Below are 16,800 nucleotides of genomic sequence, written 5' to 3' on the forward strand. Positions count from 1 at the left end.
GACCGCTGCGGGTACGCATGAGTAGGGTTCGTCTCGCCCTCTCCCTGTAGCGTCTGCTGCGGATTGGGGTGTCATGGTCTGACACCAGCACGGTAGACACGCGAACATGAGCAAGCCCGCCAAGCCCTACCCCGAGTACCCGCTGACGCCCCGAACCGACGGCCGGTGGCAGAAGAAGGTGCGGGGGCGATTGCACTACTTCAGCGGCGACTGGAAGGAGGCCCTCGCCGAGTGGGAGCGGGTCCGCCCGTACCTCCTCGACGGTCTCGAGCCCCCGCCGCCCGTCGAGGTCGGCGTCACCCTGGGGTTCGTCTGCAACAAGCTGCTGAACGCGAAGCTCGCCGCCGTCGAGGCGGGCCAGCTGGCCCCGCAGACGTTCCGGCAGTGGAAGGACGCCTGCGGGCGGCTGGTCGGCGCCTTCGGACCGGGGGCCGACCCGTCGTCCCTCAAGCCCGCCGACTTCACCCGGGTGAAGCCGCAGATCGTTGCCGGCCGGGGCGTGCACGCCGTCCAGAAGGACATCGCCACGATCCGCGGGGTGTTCAAATGGGCGTTCGAAAACGAGTTCCTCGACCGGCCGGTCAACTTCGGGACGGAGTTCAAGCCGCCCCGGAAGGCCGCGATGCGGAAGGCCCGCCGGGAGGCCGGCGAGCGGATGGTCGAGGCGCACGAGTTCCGCGACCTGCTCAAGGAGGCGTACTACAGGGGCGACGTCCGCACTCGGGCCGTGCTGCTGCTGGGGATGAACTGCGCCTACGGGCCGACCGACGTCGCCACGCTGAACAAGTCGCACCTCGACCTGGAGAACGGCTGGGCGGAGTACCCGCGGCCGAAGACGCAGGCGGACCGCAAGGCGGCGCTGTGGCCGGAGACGGTCGAGGCGTTGCGGGAGACGATCAAGGACCGGCCGCGGCCCGTCGACCCGGTCGACGACGACGCCGTCTTCCTCAGCCACTCCGGCCGGCGGCTCGTGCAGGCCGTCGTCACCGAGCGGCAGACCGTCAACACTAACAACCGCGTTTCAAGCGGGTTCCGCGAACTCGCGGACGCCGCCGGCATCTACCGGCCGGGCCTGTCGTTCTACGGCCTGCGGCGGGCGTTCCGCACCGTCGCCGACGAATTGCTCGACCACCCGACCGCGGACCTCGTCATGGGGCACGCCAGCGGGGAGATGGCCGCGGTGTACCGGCAGCGCCTCGGCGAGGACCGGCTCCGGGCGATGGCGGAGCACGTCCGCAAGTGGGCGTTGGGGGTTCGGCCGTGAATCAGTACGCTCTAATCTGTGGCGAGCGATGGGACGGCGGTTGCCTTGCGACGACCCGGGGAGAGGCCCCGAAGGTGAATCGACGTCGACCGTCGCTCGGGCCGCTAATTAGGACGGCCGCCGGTTTGGGGTGCTGGGGGATTCGCCTACTGTACAAGATATCACCACTTCGGGGGTTGTCCCTACCTCTGTTCAGTGAATGAAAGGTCACTGGGCGTACAGTGGGTCCGGCGACTTTGCTTGCCAACCTCTGCAAAAGGCCGCCCAATCTCCAGATTTCGGGCGAGATTGAAGAGTTTCCGCGTTGCGCGGGAACGCCCAGCCGCTAATCTGACGCTCAGAGACCATTGGTCGCCCTCCGCGGCCAACGGGGCGAGAGCCCCCTCCAGATGCGGCGTGTCCCTGGACAGTTCACCAACCGCATCGGAGGGGTCCGCGTCGGTCGGGTTTCCCGACCACAGCGGAGGGACACTACAGCGCGTGCGATGCCGGTGCATCCGAAACCGAACATCTTGGGTTCGGGTTCGACCGAACCGCTCCATCTGGGGCGTTCGGTCGGTCTTTGACGCCGGCACCGCACACGCCGTATCTGTCCCTCGCCCCGGGTTGAGAACCGTTTCTCCTACCCGGAACCAAGATGTCAGAAGCGACAGAAGACGACCCCGACGAGGTGCTCGTCGGGCACCGGCTCTACGACCCCGCCCCAGGGGCTCGGCTAATTGGCCTGAAGAACACGTCGGCACTACGGAAGATGCTCAGGACCGGCGAGATCGCCGGAATCGACGTGTCCAGCAACCCGGGTAAAGGCCGGCCCCGCTGGAAGGTCCGCGGGTCTGAGCTGATCGCGTGGCTGGAGCGGCGGACGCATCGGCCGACGCCGGCGCCGTCGAAGCAGCAACGCCGTCCGTCCGCCCCCGCCCTCGCCGCGGGCGAGCACGCGTTCTTCCCCACCGCGTAGCGGGACCTCTTCCCGCTCCGCGTCCCTCTTTTCTTCGGCCCGTTCTACGGGAACGGGACCGTTCTGCCCCCTTCTGTCTGGCGATATGCCCGCACTTCAAGAACCCCCCGTCGTCAACGTCCCGCAGGACGTGACCGACCCGAAGCCCGTCGCCCCGGACGGATACCCCGTCGATCCGGACTTCCTGAGGCGCCCGCTGGTCGAGCGGCTGGCGAATCTGGCCGTGTGGAAGAACGACAACCCCCGAGGCCGTCGCATGATGGCGGGGCTCGTCCTCCGCGAGGACGACTCCGTGATCGACGTGGCGTGCGCATTAATCGAGGCCGCCCAGACCGCCGAGGTCGCCGCCCAGCAGGCCCTCGACGACGCCTACCGCACGGCGCTCCGTCAGGCCGGCGTGAAGGGGCCGCCGCGGCGCTTCAAGCTCAACCTGCCGACGCTCTCCGGGTCGCTGCGGGGCTTGGCGCTGGCGAACGAGGCCCCGGGACGGTGCGCGACCTGCGCGTTCCGGCGGGGCACCCCGGCGAACTGCTCGGAGGAGACGACCTACGACGCGAAGAACTGCGTCGAGGGCGGCGACGACTTCCTGTGCCACGAACACGACCCGGACGACGAGCACCTGTGCCGCGGGTTCGTGCAGGCCCGGCGGGGCCGCGGCTGACGGTGTCTCGCCCCCGGGGCCTGTGCGGCCACTCCGGGGGCAGCGGCCGGCAGGGAGGCCGGTCGTTCTGTGTCGCGCGTTTCCTGACGGTCCCCCGGCCCTTCCTCCTCCCGATCCATGCAACGAACTTACACGTCCGCTCCGAAGTCCGGCTTGCCCGACTTCTCTCGTCATGCCGGCACCGGACGCATCGTCGACCTGCCGGTTTCGGATCTAATGCCGGCTCCGGAGAACGACCTCTACCGCCCCGTTCGCGAGGACGATCCCGAAATCATCGGGCTGGCGAACAGTCTTATCGAGTTTGGGATTCAGAACCCGCTGATCGTTTCCGAGGACGGCTACATCCTCGGGGGGCACCGACGCAGGATGGCGGCCGAGGTGGCGGGTATGGCGACGGTGCCCGCCCTCGTCGCCCCGGTCCGGCGCACCGACGACCCCGAGCGGTTCCGCAAACTGCTGCGGGAGAACAATCGCCAGCGGGACAAGAGCCGGGCTGAGCAGATGAAGGAGGAGCTGCTCGACGTGAACCCGGAGGAAGAATACGAGGCCATGTTGGCCCACATCGAGGAGAAGGCGCGGCCCGCCGGCCCGGTCCTCGACTTGGGCGAGGTGAAGACCCGGAAGAAGATCAGCGACGGCAAGCGGCCGATGCTCGAAGCCGCCATCGCCTATATCAACGAGAATCGCAGCTATTGGCCGTTGTCGGACCGGACCGTCCACTACGGAATCCTCAACAACCCGCCCTGGCGATTCGTAAGGAAAGACGGCACGGGCAGGAACAGATATAAGAACGACGAGGCCAGCTACAACGACCTCTGCGACCTGCTGACCCGCGCACGGTTGGCCGGCGACATCCCGTGGGAGGCGCTTGCCGACGAAACGCGGCCGGTCGAGCAGTGGCGAGTGTTCCCGGATCCTCGGGCGTTCGTCCGCCAAGAACTCGAATGTATGTTCAAGGGCTACCGCCGCGATCTCATGCGGAGCCAGCCCAACCACATCGAGCTGCTTTGCGAGAAGAACACCGCCCGGCCGGTGCTGGAACGCGTCGCCCAGCCGTACACGATCCCGGTCGTCACCGGACGCGGGTTCTGTTCAATCGGGCCGCGGGCGGAAATGGTCGAGCGGTTTAAAGCGAGCGGCAAAGCGAGGCTCGTCCTGCTCATCGCCAGCGACTTCGACCCGCCGGGCGAGGCGATCGCTCAGTCCTTCGGCCGCAGCCTGCGGGACGACTTCGGCGTCGAACCCCTCGCATACAAGATCGCCCTGAACAGCCGACAGGTGCGGGAGCTGGACCTGCCGCCCGCCGGCAAGGTGAAGCGGGGGAAGAAGAGCAAAGACGGCAGCTACGCGTCGGACATTCAAGAGTTCCTCGACCTGCACGGGGACAACGTCTGGGAACTGGAAGCGCTCCCTCGGGAGACGCTGGCGGAACTCACCAAGCAGGCGATCGAGAGCGTAATTGAGCCCGCTTCGGTCAATCTCGAACGGAACAACGAGCGGAAGGACGCCGCCTTCCTCGGGCGACTCCGGCGGACGATCCACGCGGAGGCTCGATACGCCATTGAGGACGAGGACGAGGACGAGGAGTGAAAGTCGGGCAAGCCGGACTTTCACAGAGAACTCCTTCATGCCCTACCCGCCGCAGGGGCTCCAATCGCGGCGACGCTTCAACCCAGGCACGCACTATGTCACGCGACGGGACCTCCCCTCCGGCGCTCTTCCCGGCAACCCGTCCGGCACCGCCCGGCGAGTCCTGCCCGACCTGCCGCTCGCCGCTGGCCGTTCAGCCGTGGGGCGACCGCGAGTGCCTGTTCTGCGAACGCAGCTACATCCTCGGCGGCGACGGCGTGCTGCGGTCCGTGACGGACGTTGCGGGAGGGGGGCGGACCCGTGGTTAAGCGCACGACGAACTACGACTGGGAAGCCGAGCCGCACGACGGTCCCGTCATCGGCGGGCGGAGGGAGCCCTCCGATACGCAGATCTATGAGTGGGCCGCCATCCTCCGCGAGAACCGGTCCCCGAAGGCCGGCGCTCCCGAGCCGACGTTCCTGTCCCCCGAGGTCTGCGCCGTACTGCGGCGGGGCGACGGGCTCGACTGCACGGTCCTCGACCTGATCGAGGTCCTCGGCTCGGCGAACCGTCACACCCTCGCCCGGCTGACCGGGAGCGACTCGAAAACGATCGCCGACTGCGTCGAGCGGCTCTGGCAGGGCGGGGATGTCGGTCGCCTGCCGGACGGGCTCTACGTCGCCGACGGCGGGGAACGGTACGGGGAGGGCGAGCGATGAGGGGCGCCGTCACGGGTTCGCAGAAGAACATGCGGGAGGAGGCCGGGGCCGCGGAGCGGGCCGACTACGCCGAGGCGCTGGCCGCTGCGGGGTTCGCCCCGTTCCCGCTGGCACCTCGGGAGAAGGTGCCCCCGAAGGGCAGCCGGTGGTCGAACACGGGGGCCGGCAATCCGGCCGCGGTTCGCGCCGCCTTCAATGCGGCTCCGTTCGGGGCCAACGTCGGGCTGAGGACGGAGGGGTGGCTCGCCCTCGACGTGGACGTGGACGCCGACGGGAAGCGGAATCCGTGGCTGACCGCGGCCCGCGTCAGGGAGTTCGCCGGCGCCCCCCAGATCGCCACCCCCCGGGGCGGCCGTCACTTTTACTTCCGTCTGCCCGACGGGCTGACGCTCCGCAACACCACCGACCGGATCGCCCCGGGCGTCGACACGCGGGCGAACGGCGGCTACGTCGTCGCTCCGTCGTCGCTGGTGAAAAGGCGCAGGTATCGTCACGTCGGCGGCCCCCGCCCGGAGGAGGTCGGCGTCTCCGGTCTGCCGGAGCCGCCCGCGTGGCTGGTGGACATCCTCACCGCCAAGCCAGGGGGGGCGACGGCACCCACGGGTGCCAAACAGGGCGACGACAGCGGCAAGCCGTGGCGACAGAAGCGGGTGAAACCGCCGTTGTGCTGCCGGTGCGACAGCCTGCTGCCGAGTCGGGAGAAGAAATATCGCGTCGGGACCTGGCTGTCCTGCCGTGCGTGCCGCCCCACCGTCCGCAGTCGATGGGGCGTGAAGGGCGGCGACTTGCTGAACCTCGGCGACCAACTGGTCGCCCGCCGCGAGTGGGCTCTTAATCACGGCGACTTCGAAGGGGGCGCCGAACTGACCGAACGCCTCGACGGCCTGCAATCGAAGCTGTTCGGGCAGTCGTTTAAGGCGGGGTCCGGCGGCGCGGGGTCCGCGAAGGCTAAGGCTTCCGCCCGGAAGAGAAAGTCCCGTCGGCTCGCCAATGCGGAGCGGAAACCCAAGGTTCGGGCGAATCGGTCGAGGACGCCGAGATGACCGTCAATCAGGGCCGCGAAGAGACGTCTTCCGTGAACGCGGACGGAGCCTCATAATGCGGAGGATGACCGAAGAACGTCAGCGACGCGGAGTCGCATTCTTAAAGACCTGCGGGGTTCGCCCCGCCTTGCTTAACGCCCGCACTGGAGCGGAGCGTGCCATCTTGCACGTGCCCGGGTTCGACTCCCGGCGTTCGGCCTCGCATGCCCTCACCCCTGTCCCGTCCGGGGCTGCGGGCGGGCGTGCGACACCCCCCGGCAGCAACTACTACGGCGCTGCCGGGGGGCGGGGAGAGTGGGAGACGGGTTCGGACCTGGCGGTGTCCGACCGCGTCGCACTGACCGACACGCATGCCGGCAGTGTGACGTACTCGACCGCGGACGGAAAGGGGGTCTTTGGACTTTCCTGCCGCCCACCCCTCGGGGTTGTACACCCGCCCCGGGGTCAACGCTCTGTCGGCCGGCCAGTAAGCGCCTCCGGGCGCGACGGGGGCCACAGGACGCCGCACGAAAGGGTCGCTCCGGCGATCCGTCCGGGCCACGGGCTGCTAATAGATGCAGCACTCCCCTTCGGAGGCGAGAGCCTTCGGGGTTTTAGGGGCTACGTCCCGGTCATCACGGTCAAATGACGAATAAGGCGGCGTCACGGTAGAGCGTTGAGGGCCGGCCTTCGGGTCGGCCGGGAAGAGTTCCCACTGACCGGCAAACAACAGCCCGCGTCGCTCGTCGAAAAGAGACGAGACCGTCGGGGAAGCCCCCGGTGTGCCTTTCTTCTACGCTCTCCCATCTCCTCGACTTCGCCGGCCCGCTCATGCTCGTCATCGTGAATCGCACCTCGGTCCTGCCGGCCGCATAAAAAGCGACGGGGCGCCCAGGCAAAGCCCGGACGCCCCGTACATCTTCAATCCTCGGACGCCCCGTCACGCCAATGCCGGGCGGTCCGATTCAACGCAAACGCACTTTATACGATGCCGGAACTGCGGGCGAGCGGTGTTCAGCCTGATTTTGCGGACTGCCTAAGTCATCTCGACAGCGGGTACGTCGACGACGTGCTGCTGGCTGACAGGTACTGGAAGCTGCCGCATCGGGTGATGCAGGGGTGCGGCCCGGCCGCAGTACTGCTGGCCGTGATGGCGGATTATGCAGGGAAGAACGGATTGGTTTTCGCCTCCGTCGAGACGCTGTCGCACGCTCGGGGGTGCGGCCGGCGGACCGTGATTCGCCACATCGAGCGGCTCCGAAGGTTGCAGTGGATCGAAGAGACCGGGGCGACCAAGGGGAAAGGCGTGAAAGTCTACAGGTTGACCGACGCCGCGAAGGCGACGATGAGGAACTGCGGGACGAACTGGGGCGCCCTCCCGAAGTGGTTCCCCGATATGGGCGGTGCTCGGAAGCCGAGCCATGCGGCCGAGTTCGTCTACGCCGTCCTGCTGTCGCGGTTCAGGATGGTCGACAAGATTGAACAGGGCTACGGCTGCGCCGACGACCGTAGGTTCGTCAAGGTGGCGGAGTTGGTGCGGGCTACGGGGCTGACGAAAGAGGGGGTCCGTTCTGCCGTCGCTTGGCTCGCGGAGAGCGAACTGATCGAGCCGGGGATCGCCGCCTTCGAGGAGGGGGAGTTTCTCTCGCCGGGTCCGTGCGTCCCGCCAGGATGGACGCCGCGACGCTGATCGTCGTGCGACCGCGAAAGTTGGCACGGGTGGGGCGAAAGATGGCACCGCAGGGGGGCGAGAGTTGGCACCGCAAGGGGCGAAAGTTGGCACACAGAACTGAATACCTTTGAACTGATATAGAACAGGAACTGAATACGTCGCTGCCGCACGGCGGCAACGACGTCGCTTCGGCGAGGTGCTGTGCGAGGCGAAGAAGGAATTGCCGCACGGGTCGTTCCTGCCGTGGGTCGAGAACGAGGTGGAATGCGACCCTCAGTGGGCCCAGAAGCTAATGAAGGTCGCCAAGCATCGCGACCTGCTCCCGGCAAATACAAACTCCAGTTTGCATTTGGGCATCAACGATGCCTACCAGCACATCCGCTCGGAACTCAAGGCGGAGAAGCAGGCGCCGCCGCCCGAGGAGTCGGAAGACTTCGACGGCTGCACAGTGGACGACCTGCACGCCCTCGCGGCGGCGGCGCGTGACAGGTCGCCTGCTGTCACTTCCCCGGCTCCGGCAGGCCGGACGGCCGCGGGTCGCCGTTGATGTACGCCTCGACCTCGCTCCCCAGCAGGCGGACCTTCCGCAGCCCCGGAGCAGCGTTGGTGAATGCTCCCGACTTCCGAAGGGACCGCAGGGTGTCCCGGTGGATTTTCAACACCGCCAGAGCCTCTTTCTCCGTCAATACCCGGGGCAACGGCGGGAGTTCTTTGCGGGAGGGGCGTTTGGCGGGCATCGCGGGACGTTACCGACGGCCGGTCACGCCGAGAATTGAAGGCTTTCCCCCGCATATTGCACTGGCGCGTCTGCAAGCCGCCCGCGATAATTAAGTCGTGCGGTACGAACTCGCCCCGCCCCCCTCCGCGGGCCTTGAACAAGCCGTCGTTCTCGACCACGTCGTCGAGGGCGTTCCCGACGCCCCGGGCCTCTATCGCGTGCTGCCCAAGCTGCCGACGACCGACCCGTTCGCCGAGCCCGACGCGGCCGTCGAGATCGCGAAGGTCTTCAACGGCGGCGCCTGGGGCCTCCGCCATTACCGGACGCCGACGCCGGACCAGATCGAGCGGCGGCGGTTCGTCATTGAGAGTGCTCGCCCGCCCCGCCCCACCGGCAAGCACCGACCCGAGAACGAGCCGGGCGCGATCCGCGAAGTCTGGTTCCCGACGCTGCTGTGACGCCTCCCCCTCCCTCGACGCCCCTCAGAGTTCCAAGATGACCGCGGCTGCGACCGACTTCCCGAACGACCCCCGTCACCCGCTGGCCGGCTACAAGGCCGGGCCGCCGCCCGTCGGCACCGACGGCTCGCCGTTCATCCGCTACGACTGCGTCGTCGCCTGGAACGACGACGAGGACCAGCATCACGCCGTCCTGACCGTCGACCCCGTGGTCGGCCGGGTGTGGGACGAGGCGACTCGCCGCAAGAAGAGCCCGCCCGACGAGGTGATCGGGCACCGCCGCATCACTCCGCCGTTCAACTGCGTCACCGGGGAGGCGACGGACGACCCCGCCGACCTGGAGCCGCCGCCGCCGGAACCTCCGAAGCGGCCGACGCCCCCGGATTTCGCCGGGTACGTCCGCTGCGTCCTGCCGTTCGCTCGGGAGATGGTCGGCGACGAATGGCCGGACGCGGACCGCCGCGAAGCCGTCCGGCTGGCCGACGTCGTCGTCGGGGGCCTGCCGGAAGGGTGGTCGAGCACGCAGACGGCCGAACTCGCCCGGGGCCGCGGGGCGACGACCCTCGCCCAGCACGCCGCCCTCTTCGCGGTCACGCACTCGACCGCGGTCCGCGTCGTCGTGTTCTGCGGCTCGCGGAACGAAGCGGAAGACGCCGCCCACGGGCTGATCGTCGAGACCCGCGAGGCGGTCAACGCCGGCCTGCACCGGTTCGGGACGAACCCCCGCGTCCTCCGGCTGAGCGTGCCGACGGTCGCGGTCGACGACAGCGACCACCCCTCGACGATCGTATTCGCCTGGGACGGCGACGACTGCCGCTTCGCCCTCGGGACCGAGCGGGCGGACCTGCTGATCTGCGACCGGGCGTCGCCGAAGGATCAGGCGATGTGGGACCTCATGGGGCGGGGCGGAGAGGTTCCGACGATCGAGTTCGTCACGCCGGAGCCCGAATCGAAACTCGCCGAACTGCGGCGGACGAACGCCGAGACGATCGCCAAGGCCGTCGGAATGACGGACGCGGCGACCGCCGAGAAAGAACTGTCCGCCACCATCGCCACCGGAGCCTGACCATGCTGAAAACCGAAAACGGCCGCGTCCTCTGGAGCCCCGAAAAGCCGGGGCTGCACACCGTCACGCTCCGCGGCGCCGGCGCCGGGGGTGAGCACCGCCGCACGATCTACGTCGTCGAACCTCCGCCCGGGTGGGACCCGGCCTCCGGCGTCCCCCCGAGAACGCCCGGCGAGCCCCGCGCCGACGTGCGGGCCGTGCTCGGCGGCCCCCCGGTGCCGGTCCTCGAATCGAACTCCCAGTTCTGCATCGCCTGAGCCCGCCCCCGTGTACACCTACGAAGTCACGCCGATCGACCCGCCCGGCGAGCCCTACCCGGTCCTCCCCGACGAGAACGGGGAACACGCATGGGTTCCCGACACGCCGGGCATCTTTCAAGTGACGGTGACGGACGGGGCCGGCGCGACCGCCTCGCAACTCGTGACCGTGGAACCGCTCCCCGAGACCTACGACCCGCCGGGGCCGCTGCCCTCGACGGAGAAGACCCGCGAACTGATCGAGGGCGACGGCTACACCGCCGCGGTCGGTCGCCAGCTGCTCTACGACGAACCGGTCGAGCGTTGGCCGAAGGGGGTCGCGGTCGAGAACGTCACGCTCTACGCCCAGCGCCGACTGCTCCACGGGCAGCCCTTCGAGGGGCTCTCGGTCCCCTGCGTCGGGGTCTCCGAACTCGACGACGGCCGGCTCCGGCTGCGCGTCGACCTGCCCGCGACCGCCGGCCACCGCGCCGAGGGGGAGCGCCGCCCCGGCTACTACGACGCGTCGCTCGTCGCCGCGCTCGACGGCGGTCCCGTCACGCTGGCGACCGAGGCCTGGGTCGTCCGCTCCCCGTCCCGCGAATTGGCGGAGGCTCAGGAGTGAAGCATGCGAGGAACGGCTTGAGGTCCGAACGGGGGTTCGGTGCCCGACCGGAGCGGTTCGCCCTCACGGGCGACGCAAGTTCCCGTTCGCGAACGTCGGCGGTCCTGTGCGGCCACGTCGACGCTCGCCTTCGGGGGGCCGCTTCGGCTCGGGTTTCAAGCCGTCCTTCCTCGGCCCGTCCGGGCGACGCCGCAGGACGCCCTGTGCGGCCCTGTGCGGCTTCGAACGCTGGGGACGGGGGAACGGTCGCCCCGGGGCTCCCGAGGCCGTCAGAGGCGAAGGGAGGGGGCGAAGCGCCGCGGGTCCTTCCCGGGGGAGGCGGCGAGGCCCGCGACTCCCTCACCGCGGTTTTTTTTGAGTTAGTCCGTCCGGCTGAGCCTCTGACGCCCTGATCCGCGGCGATGAACCGCCCAGTTCCACGCCCCTGAAATGCGTTCCGCCCTACGCACAAAGGACGAAACCCACGGCGATGAACTCCCATTTCCCCGAAGTCCAGCAAGCCCGACTTTCCCGATGAGCGACGCCGCCACCACTCCCCAAAAGACCGACCCCGATTCCCCGCCCGTGCTGACGGTCGGCCGAATGAACGAACTGCACAGGGCGGCGAAGAACGGTTTCCGCACCGCTCTGTTCGACGGCCCGGTGACGCTCGTGCGGGTCGACTCGCTGGCGGCGCTGATCGACGACTGGGAAGAGGCCCGGGGCTACAAGAAGCAGTCCCCCGCCGACCCGGAAGAGATCGACGATGCCGACTGACCCCGCCCCGTTCTCCGCCGCCTCCCACATCGACCCGCACCGCCTCGCCCCGCTCCGGCTGGACGAACTGGCGAAGCTGCGGGCGGAACTGGCACGCCCCGTCGCCGCGCCGAACGACGGACCCGCGGCCGTTCTGGTCGACCGGGCGACGTTGCGGGCGTTGGTGGAGGCCGTCGTCTCCGCCCTGCCGCCGGACGACCGCCGCATTGTCGAGGGGGCCGCGCCGGATGGATGACGAACGGGAGTACGACCGGCTGCGGAAGGCCCGCGGGCGTCGGCGGTCGCAGGGCATCACGATTCCGCCGCCGGCGGACCCGGCCCGGCGACGGCTCCGGCTGAACGACAACGAGCGGTTCAAGAAGGGCTACTTCCCGCACATCTTTTCGCAGCCGTTCACGGAGAGCCGGCGGGCTCAGACGACCGCGATCATCGGGGCGGCGAGGCACGGCGGGGAACAGGCGATCGCGGCGCCGCGGGGCGAGGGCAAAACGTCGAACGCGGTCTATGACACGCTCTGGCTGATGCTGCGGAAAGAACTCCGGTTTCCGCTGCTGATCGGCAAGAACGCGTCCGCGGCGAACGAGATTCTTGAGGACGCCCTCAAGTACGAACTGACGACGAACGAGCTGCTCGCCGAGGACTTCCCCGAGGTCTGCGTCCCGCTCATGGAACTGGGCGGCTGGGCGGCGAACGCCCGCAAACAGCACGTGAACGGCGAGCCGACCAAGATCCTCTGGCGGAAAGAGCTGATCGCGTTCCCGACGGTCACGGCGGAGACGCTCGTCGGGCAGGAGTGGCCGAAGGAACTCGCGGAACAGACCTGCGCCGCCGGGCAGATCGTCGGGGCGGTCGGCATCGAGGGGAAGCTCCGGGGCTGGAACATCCGCGGCGTTCGGCCCGACGCCGCGATCCTCGACGACATCGACGACGAGGATTCCGCGGAGAGCGACCGCGAGACGGAGAAGCGCTGCAAGCGGATCGACAAGGCCGTCGCCGGTCTGGCGGGGAGCGGCAAGGGCGTCGCCCGGGTGATGCTCTGCACGAAGATCAACCGGCGGTGCGTCGCGGCGATCTACACCGACGTCAAACAGCGGCCGACCTGGAAGGGGCAAAGCTACGCGGCCGTCCCTGACCTGCCGGAGAACGCGGACCTCTGGGAGGAGTTCGTCGACCGGTACCAACGCGGGATGGAGGAACTCGGCCCGGACGACAAGCCCCGCGACCCGCTGGGCCGGGACGCCGCGAATTTCTACCTCGCCAACCGGGAGGCGATGGACGCCGGGGCGACGGTGGACAACCCGTACGCCTTCAACGGGGCGCTCGCCGAGGACGGCAAGCCGATCGAGCATTCGGCGCTGCACGCGTTCTACATCAAGGTCGCGAAAAACGGGTGGGACTCCGTGCTCTGCGAACAGCAGCAGGACCCGCCGGAAGAGGGCGAGCCGGAGGAAAGCGGGATCACCGAACGGGTCGTGAAGGGGCGTCTGACCGGCCTCCCGCGCCGCGAGGTCCCCGACGGCCCGGGCGTGCTCACCGTGATGGTCGACGTGGGCAAGCGGAGCCTGCACTGGGAGGCGGTCTGGTCCGCCCCCGGCGCCGTGGGCTCGGTGGTGGATTACGACGAGGTCACCACGCCGGCGCCGGACGCCCACGGGACCGAGATCGCGGTCGCCGCGGCGCTGCGGAAGATTGCCGACGGGTTCGACGACGAGCCCTTCACGCGGGCCGACGGCGAGGTCGTGGAGATCGCGGCGGCCGGGGTCGACGCAGGCTATCTGACCGGCACGGTGTACGACTTCGTTTTAGAACGGGGCGGGCCGTGGCGGGCGACGATGGGCGACCCTGGGTTCCGCCAGCCCACGAAGCGGACCCGCGACAAGAAGCCGGGCCGGGACGGGTGGTACGAAAGCCGGCAGCTTCACGACGGCCGGTCGGTCTGGGTGTTGAACTTCAACCCGGACCATTGGAAGCGGCGGGCTCACGGGGCGTTCATCGCGAAGCCGTTCGACGACGAGGGTCGGCGGGTCCGCGGGACGCTGGCGCTGTTCGGCGGGGAGCAAGTCGTTCACACGCGGTTCGCCCGGCAGGTCTGCGCCGAGGTCGAGACCGTCGAGTTTCACAGCGGCCTCCGGGGGGAGATCAGACGATGGGAAAAACGCAGCCACGACAACCACTTCCTCGACACGACGGTCGGGGCCTTGATGCTCGCCAACGCCGCGGGCGTTCGATTGCTGGGCGATACGCCGAAGTCTCGCCCGGTCCGCCGTACGAAACTTTCGGAACTGGCGAAGGCGAAGCGGAGGCGTCGATGACGCGGGTCGACGCCGCGGTCGGGCGGGTCGCCCCCGACGCGGAGCCGCCGGACGAGCCGCTCGTCGGCCTCGAATGCCCCCGGTGCGGGTGCCGGGACCTCCGCGTCTCGCGGACGACCAAGGTCCTCGGGAGGATCCGCCGGGAACGCGACTGTCGAAACTGCGGGAAACGGGTCGTCAGCTTCGAACGGATCGCGGGGACCTAGAGACCGCCCCGGCGAGAAACTGCTATATATAGCAGTTTGCGGGCCGTTTTCGGCCGGAGGCCGGCGGCCCCCGTAGCGCGGTCGGCGGACGCTGCGAGGATCGCAGCGTGGCCGAATCTCTCACCCCCGCCGAAACCCTCGCCGCCGCCCTGGCCGCCCCCAAGCGGTCGAAGCGGGACGGCGTCGAGATGGAAGAGCACAGCCTGCCGGACCTGATTGAGGCGGCGAAGTACGTCGCCCAATTAAAGCTGGCTGCGGGCTCCCGCCGGCGCCCGCCGATCCGGCTGCAAAAGATGCGTCCGCCGGGGGCCGTCTGACCGTGGCGATTCTCGACCACCGCGGCCGCCCGTTCTCGACCGCCCCGTCCCGCGGGGCGTCGCGGCCCCAGTTCTATCAACGGCTGCGGGCCTACTACGACGCCGCCCGCACCACCGACGAGAACGAACGGCACTGGGCGAACGCCGACGCCCTGTCCGCCGACGCCGCCGCGTCCCCGATCGTGCGGCAGAAAATCCGCATTCGGGCTCGCTACGAGGCGCAGCAGTCGAACAGCTTTATGAAGGGGCTGGTGCTCCGGCTCGCGAACGAAGCGATCGGCGTCGGCCCGCGGCTGCAACTGCTCACGAACGACCCCGACTTTAATACGTTCGTCGAGCAGCAGTTCGCGGCGTGGATGCGGGCCACGTTCTACGCCCGGAAACTCCGCACCGGCCGGATCGCGAGGGCGGTCGACGGCGAACGGTTCGCCCTGCTGACGCACGACGAGAACCTGCCGACGCCGGTCAAACTGAACGTGCAGGTCGTGGAGTGCGACCGGGTCCGCTCGCCCCTGTCGCACCTCGGCCTCGAAGACGACGGCGTCGTCGACGGCGTCCGGCTCCGCTCCGGCGACGAGCCCGAGGCGTATTGGTTCACCGACCGCCACCCCGGCGATCTGCACTACCGCCCCGAGCGGGGCCGCTGGATTCCCGCGGACCGGGTGATTCACCGGTTCCGGCACGACCGCCCGGGGCAGACCCGCGGCGTCTCCGAACTCGCCCCGGCGCTGCCGCTGGTCGCGATGCTCCGGCGGTACACCCTGGCGGCGTTGGCCGCCGCGGAGACCGCCGCCGACTTCGCCGCCGTCCTCGAAAGCGACCTCCCGCCCGACGAGCAGGCGGAGACGTTGGGGCGAGACGATTGGTTCGACGCGATCCCCGTCGAATATCGGGCGATGCTCACGCTCCCGCAGGGCTACAAGCTCAGCCAGTTAAAAGCCGAGCAACCGACGACGGGCTACAAGGAGTTCAAGCGGGAGATTCAGAACGAGATCGCCTGTTGCGTGCTCATGCCCCGCAACGTCAGCACGGGCGACAGTTCGGATTACAACTACGCCAGCGGCCGGCTCGACAAGCAGGCGTTCGAACGCGCGATCGACATCGATCGGCAGGACGAGGAAATCGAAGACGTGGACCGCGTCTTCCGCGAGTGGTTCTCCGAAGCCCGGGTCGTCGGGTTCGCGGACGGCGCCCCCGGCTACGCCGAGTTTTTCCCCGACGGCGCCGCGACCCCGTTCCCGCCGCACCGCTGGTTCTGGCAGGCCCCGAAGCACGTCGACCCCGACAAAGAGGCGCGGGCGGCCGTGCGGCTGTGGGAGGCCGGACTGCTGACGGACGACGAATACCTCTTCCGCGAAGGCGTCGACCCCGACGAGCACTATTTGAAGCTCGCGGAGCAGATCAAGAAACGCCGCGAACTGGGCCTCCCGCTCCCGGGCGGGATCACGCTGCCGCCCGGGGCGACCCCCGCTCAGCAAGCGGTCGCCGCCGCGAACTCCCGTCCCGTGCGAGATCACGCGGACATTCCGGACCTCTGGCGCGACGCCGAAGAAAGGGCCATCAATGCCGATTGACGACGACGTTCTCAACGCGGCCGACGTTCCCGAAGGGGTGTTGAAGGCGGCGCTCTCCGCCATCGGCGACGACCTCAAGATCGAGGCGAAGGAGACCAGCGGCGAAGGGCTCCCGAAGCTCGCGACGTTTTCGCTCACCGCCTACACCGGCGGCCCGATGGACCTCGGCCGGAAATACCCGGTCGTCGTCGACCTCGAAACTCAGGCGGTCACCGCGAAGTCCCGCCCCGTGCTGCGGGACCACAACCCCGACCGGATCGTCGGGCACACCTCCGGCCTGAACGGCGGGAACGGCGTCGAGAACGACGGCCGCGTCCTGCGGGTCGCGGGCGTCGTCTCCGCCGCCAACCAAGACGCCGACGAGGTCGTCCGCGCCGCCCGCAACGAGTTCCCGTGGCAGGTCTCCGGCGGGTGGAAACTCACCCGCCCGTTCGAACAGCTCGCCGCCGGTCGGACCGCGGTCGTCAACGGGAAGACGGTTAGGGGCCCGGCGCTGATCGCCCGGCACGCCGTGCTGAACGAAGTGTCTTTCGTCGCCCTCGGGGCCGACGACTCCACCGCCGCGGAGGTTGCGGCTTCCTTCACCCCCGACGCTGAAAGCGACGTGATGAAACTGAACGAGTGGCTCAAAGCGAAGGGGTTCGAAGACCCCTCCGCCCTCACCGA

General features: G+C 69.0%; 18 protein-coding genes and 1 pseudogene. 18 read left to right on the forward strand and 1 reads right to left on the reverse strand.

Going from position 1 to position 16,800, the window contains the following annotated elements; genetic code table 11:
* Positions 1-106: 106 nt before the first annotated feature.
* The 8 genes from ACG2DA_RS15955 to ACG2DA_RS15990 all read left to right on the forward strand — a co-directional run bounded on the left by ACG2DA_RS15955 (position 107) and on the right by ACG2DA_RS15990 (position 8,413).
* The gene (locus tag ACG2DA_RS15955; protein WP_395256784.1) at positions 107-1,264 is read left to right on the forward strand and encodes a tyrosine-type recombinase/integrase; all 1,158 of its coding nucleotides are present in this window, start codon (positions 107-109) and stop codon (positions 1,262-1,264) included.
* 637 nt (positions 1,265-1,901) lie between these two features.
* Complete coding sequence (locus ACG2DA_RS15960; protein ID WP_395256785.1) at positions 1,902-2,222, forward strand: hypothetical protein; 321 nt, start codon at positions 1,902-1,904, stop codon at positions 2,220-2,222.
* 85 nt (positions 2,223-2,307) lie between these two features.
* Positions 2,308-2,883 carry a hypothetical protein gene (locus ACG2DA_RS15965; protein WP_395256786.1) on the forward strand — a complete coding sequence of 192 codons (576 nt, stop codon included), beginning with the start codon at positions 2,308-2,310 and terminating at the stop codon, positions 2,881-2,883.
* A gap of 153 nt (positions 2,884-3,036) precedes the next feature.
* A complete protein-coding gene (locus ACG2DA_RS15970; protein WP_395256787.1) occupies positions 3,037-4,473 on the forward strand; it encodes a ParB N-terminal domain-containing protein in 1,437 nt (478 codons plus the stop codon).
* Positions 4,474-4,773: 300 nt separating this feature from the next.
* A complete protein-coding gene (locus ACG2DA_RS15975; protein ID WP_395256788.1) occupies positions 4,774-5,172 on the forward strand; it encodes a hypothetical protein in 399 nt (132 codons plus the stop codon).
* The gene (locus ACG2DA_RS15980) at positions 5,169-6,215 is read left to right on the forward strand and encodes a bifunctional DNA primase/polymerase (protein ID WP_395256789.1); all 1,047 of its coding nucleotides are present in this window, start codon (positions 5,169-5,171) and stop codon (positions 6,213-6,215) included. Before ACG2DA_RS15975 ends, ACG2DA_RS15980 begins: the two co-directional genes overlap by 4 nt.
* A 1,048-nt stretch (positions 6,216-7,263) precedes the next feature.
* Entirely contained in the window at positions 7,264-7,884 is a 621-nt protein-coding gene (locus ACG2DA_RS15985; protein WP_395256790.1) for a helix-turn-helix domain-containing protein, read from the forward strand.
* Between the two features lie 178 nt (positions 7,885-8,062).
* Entirely contained in the window at positions 8,063-8,413 is a 351-nt protein-coding gene (locus tag ACG2DA_RS15990) for a DUF3102 domain-containing protein (RefSeq protein ID WP_395256791.1), read from the forward strand.
* On the opposite strand, the gene ACG2DA_RS15995 is transcribed toward ACG2DA_RS15990, so the two are convergent.
* On the reverse strand, positions 8,367-8,603 hold the full coding sequence (locus ACG2DA_RS15995) for a helix-turn-helix domain-containing protein (protein ID WP_395256792.1): 237 nt from the start codon (positions 8,601-8,603) through the stop codon (positions 8,367-8,369). The genes ACG2DA_RS15990 and ACG2DA_RS15995 overlap by 47 nt on opposite strands.
* 97 nt (positions 8,604-8,700) lie before the next feature.
* Here ACG2DA_RS15995 and ACG2DA_RS16000 point away from each other — a divergent pair, with 97 nt between their 5' ends.
* From ACG2DA_RS16000 to ACG2DA_RS16045, 10 genes and pseudogenes are all read left to right on the forward strand, one after another.
* Positions 8,701-9,042, forward strand: a complete 342-nt coding sequence (locus ACG2DA_RS16000; RefSeq protein WP_395256793.1) for a hypothetical protein — start codon at positions 8,701-8,703, stop codon at positions 9,040-9,042.
* Positions 9,043-9,079: 37 nt separating this feature from the next.
* Positions 9,080-10,108, forward strand: coding sequence for a hypothetical protein (locus ACG2DA_RS16005; RefSeq protein WP_395256794.1), 1,029 nt, complete (start codon positions 9,080-9,082; stop codon positions 10,106-10,108).
* Positions 10,109-10,110: 2 nt separating this feature from the next.
* Positions 10,111-10,365 carry a hypothetical protein gene (locus ACG2DA_RS16010; protein ID WP_395256795.1) on the forward strand — a complete coding sequence of 85 codons (255 nt, stop codon included), beginning with the start codon at positions 10,111-10,113 and terminating at the stop codon, positions 10,363-10,365.
* Between the two features lie 10 nt (positions 10,366-10,375).
* Entirely contained in the window at positions 10,376-10,969 is a 594-nt protein-coding gene (locus tag ACG2DA_RS16015) for a hypothetical protein (protein ID WP_395256796.1), read from the forward strand.
* A 513-nt stretch (positions 10,970-11,482) separates the two neighbouring features.
* A complete protein-coding gene (locus tag ACG2DA_RS16020; RefSeq protein WP_395256797.1) occupies positions 11,483-11,725 on the forward strand; it encodes a hypothetical protein in 243 nt (80 codons plus the stop codon).
* Positions 11,715-11,960, forward strand: a complete 246-nt coding sequence (locus ACG2DA_RS16025; RefSeq protein WP_395256798.1) for a hypothetical protein — start codon at positions 11,715-11,717, stop codon at positions 11,958-11,960. The genes ACG2DA_RS16020 and ACG2DA_RS16025 overlap by 11 nt, the downstream gene beginning before the upstream one ends.
* On the forward strand, positions 11,953-14,037 hold the full coding sequence (locus ACG2DA_RS16030) for a terminase gpA endonuclease subunit (protein WP_395256799.1): 2,085 nt from the start codon (positions 11,953-11,955) through the stop codon (positions 14,035-14,037). Before ACG2DA_RS16025 ends, ACG2DA_RS16030 begins: the two co-directional genes overlap by 8 nt.
* 313 nt (positions 14,038-14,350) lie before the next feature.
* Positions 14,351-14,560, forward strand: a complete 210-nt coding sequence (locus ACG2DA_RS16035) for a hypothetical protein (RefSeq protein WP_395256800.1) — start codon at positions 14,351-14,353, stop codon at positions 14,558-14,560.
* Positions 14,561-14,562: 2 nt separating this feature from the next.
* The gene (locus tag ACG2DA_RS16040) at positions 14,563-16,134 is read left to right on the forward strand and encodes a phage portal protein (protein WP_395256801.1); all 1,572 of its coding nucleotides are present in this window, start codon (positions 14,563-14,565) and stop codon (positions 16,132-16,134) included.
* Positions 16,124-16,800 (forward strand): annotated as a pseudogene (locus ACG2DA_RS16045) (hypothetical protein); the annotation flags it as partial. The gene ACG2DA_RS16040 and the pseudogene ACG2DA_RS16045, both read left to right, overlap by 11 nt.

Origin of the sequence: Alienimonas sp. DA493 (assembly GCF_043951915.1) — a bacterium.
GTDB lineage: Bacteria > Planctomycetota > Planctomycetia > Planctomycetales > Planctomycetaceae > Alienimonas.

Bases quoted from the DNA above. Each gene is read 5' to 3' on its own strand.
- ACG2DA_RS15955 (WP_395256784.1), top strand. From the start codon at position 107: ATGAGCAAGCCCGCCAAGCCCTACCCCGAGTACCCGCTGACGCCCCGA.
- ACG2DA_RS15960 (WP_395256785.1), top strand. From the start codon at position 1,902: ATGTCAGAAGCGACAGAAGACGACCCCGACGAGGTGCTCGTCGGGCAC.
- ACG2DA_RS15965 (WP_395256786.1), top strand. From the start codon at position 2,308: ATGCCCGCACTTCAAGAACCCCCCGTCGTCAACGTCCCGCAGGACGTG.
- ACG2DA_RS15980 (WP_395256789.1), top strand. From the start codon at position 5,169: ATGAGGGGCGCCGTCACGGGTTCGCAGAAGAACATGCGGGAGGAGGCC.
- ACG2DA_RS15995 (WP_395256792.1), bottom strand. From the start codon at position 8,603: ATGCCCGCCAAACGCCCCTCCCGCAAAGAACTCCCGCCGTTGCCCCGG.
- ACG2DA_RS16005 (WP_395256794.1), top strand. From the start codon at position 9,080: ATGACCGCGGCTGCGACCGACTTCCCGAACGACCCCCGTCACCCGCTG.
- ACG2DA_RS16010 (WP_395256795.1), top strand. From the start codon at position 10,111: ATGCTGAAAACCGAAAACGGCCGCGTCCTCTGGAGCCCCGAAAAGCCG.
- ACG2DA_RS16020 (WP_395256797.1), top strand. From the start codon at position 11,483: ATGAGCGACGCCGCCACCACTCCCCAAAAGACCGACCCCGATTCCCCG.
- ACG2DA_RS16025 (WP_395256798.1), top strand. From the start codon at position 11,715: ATGCCGACTGACCCCGCCCCGTTCTCCGCCGCCTCCCACATCGACCCG.
- ACG2DA_RS16030 (WP_395256799.1), top strand. From the start codon at position 11,953: ATGGATGACGAACGGGAGTACGACCGGCTGCGGAAGGCCCGCGGGCGT.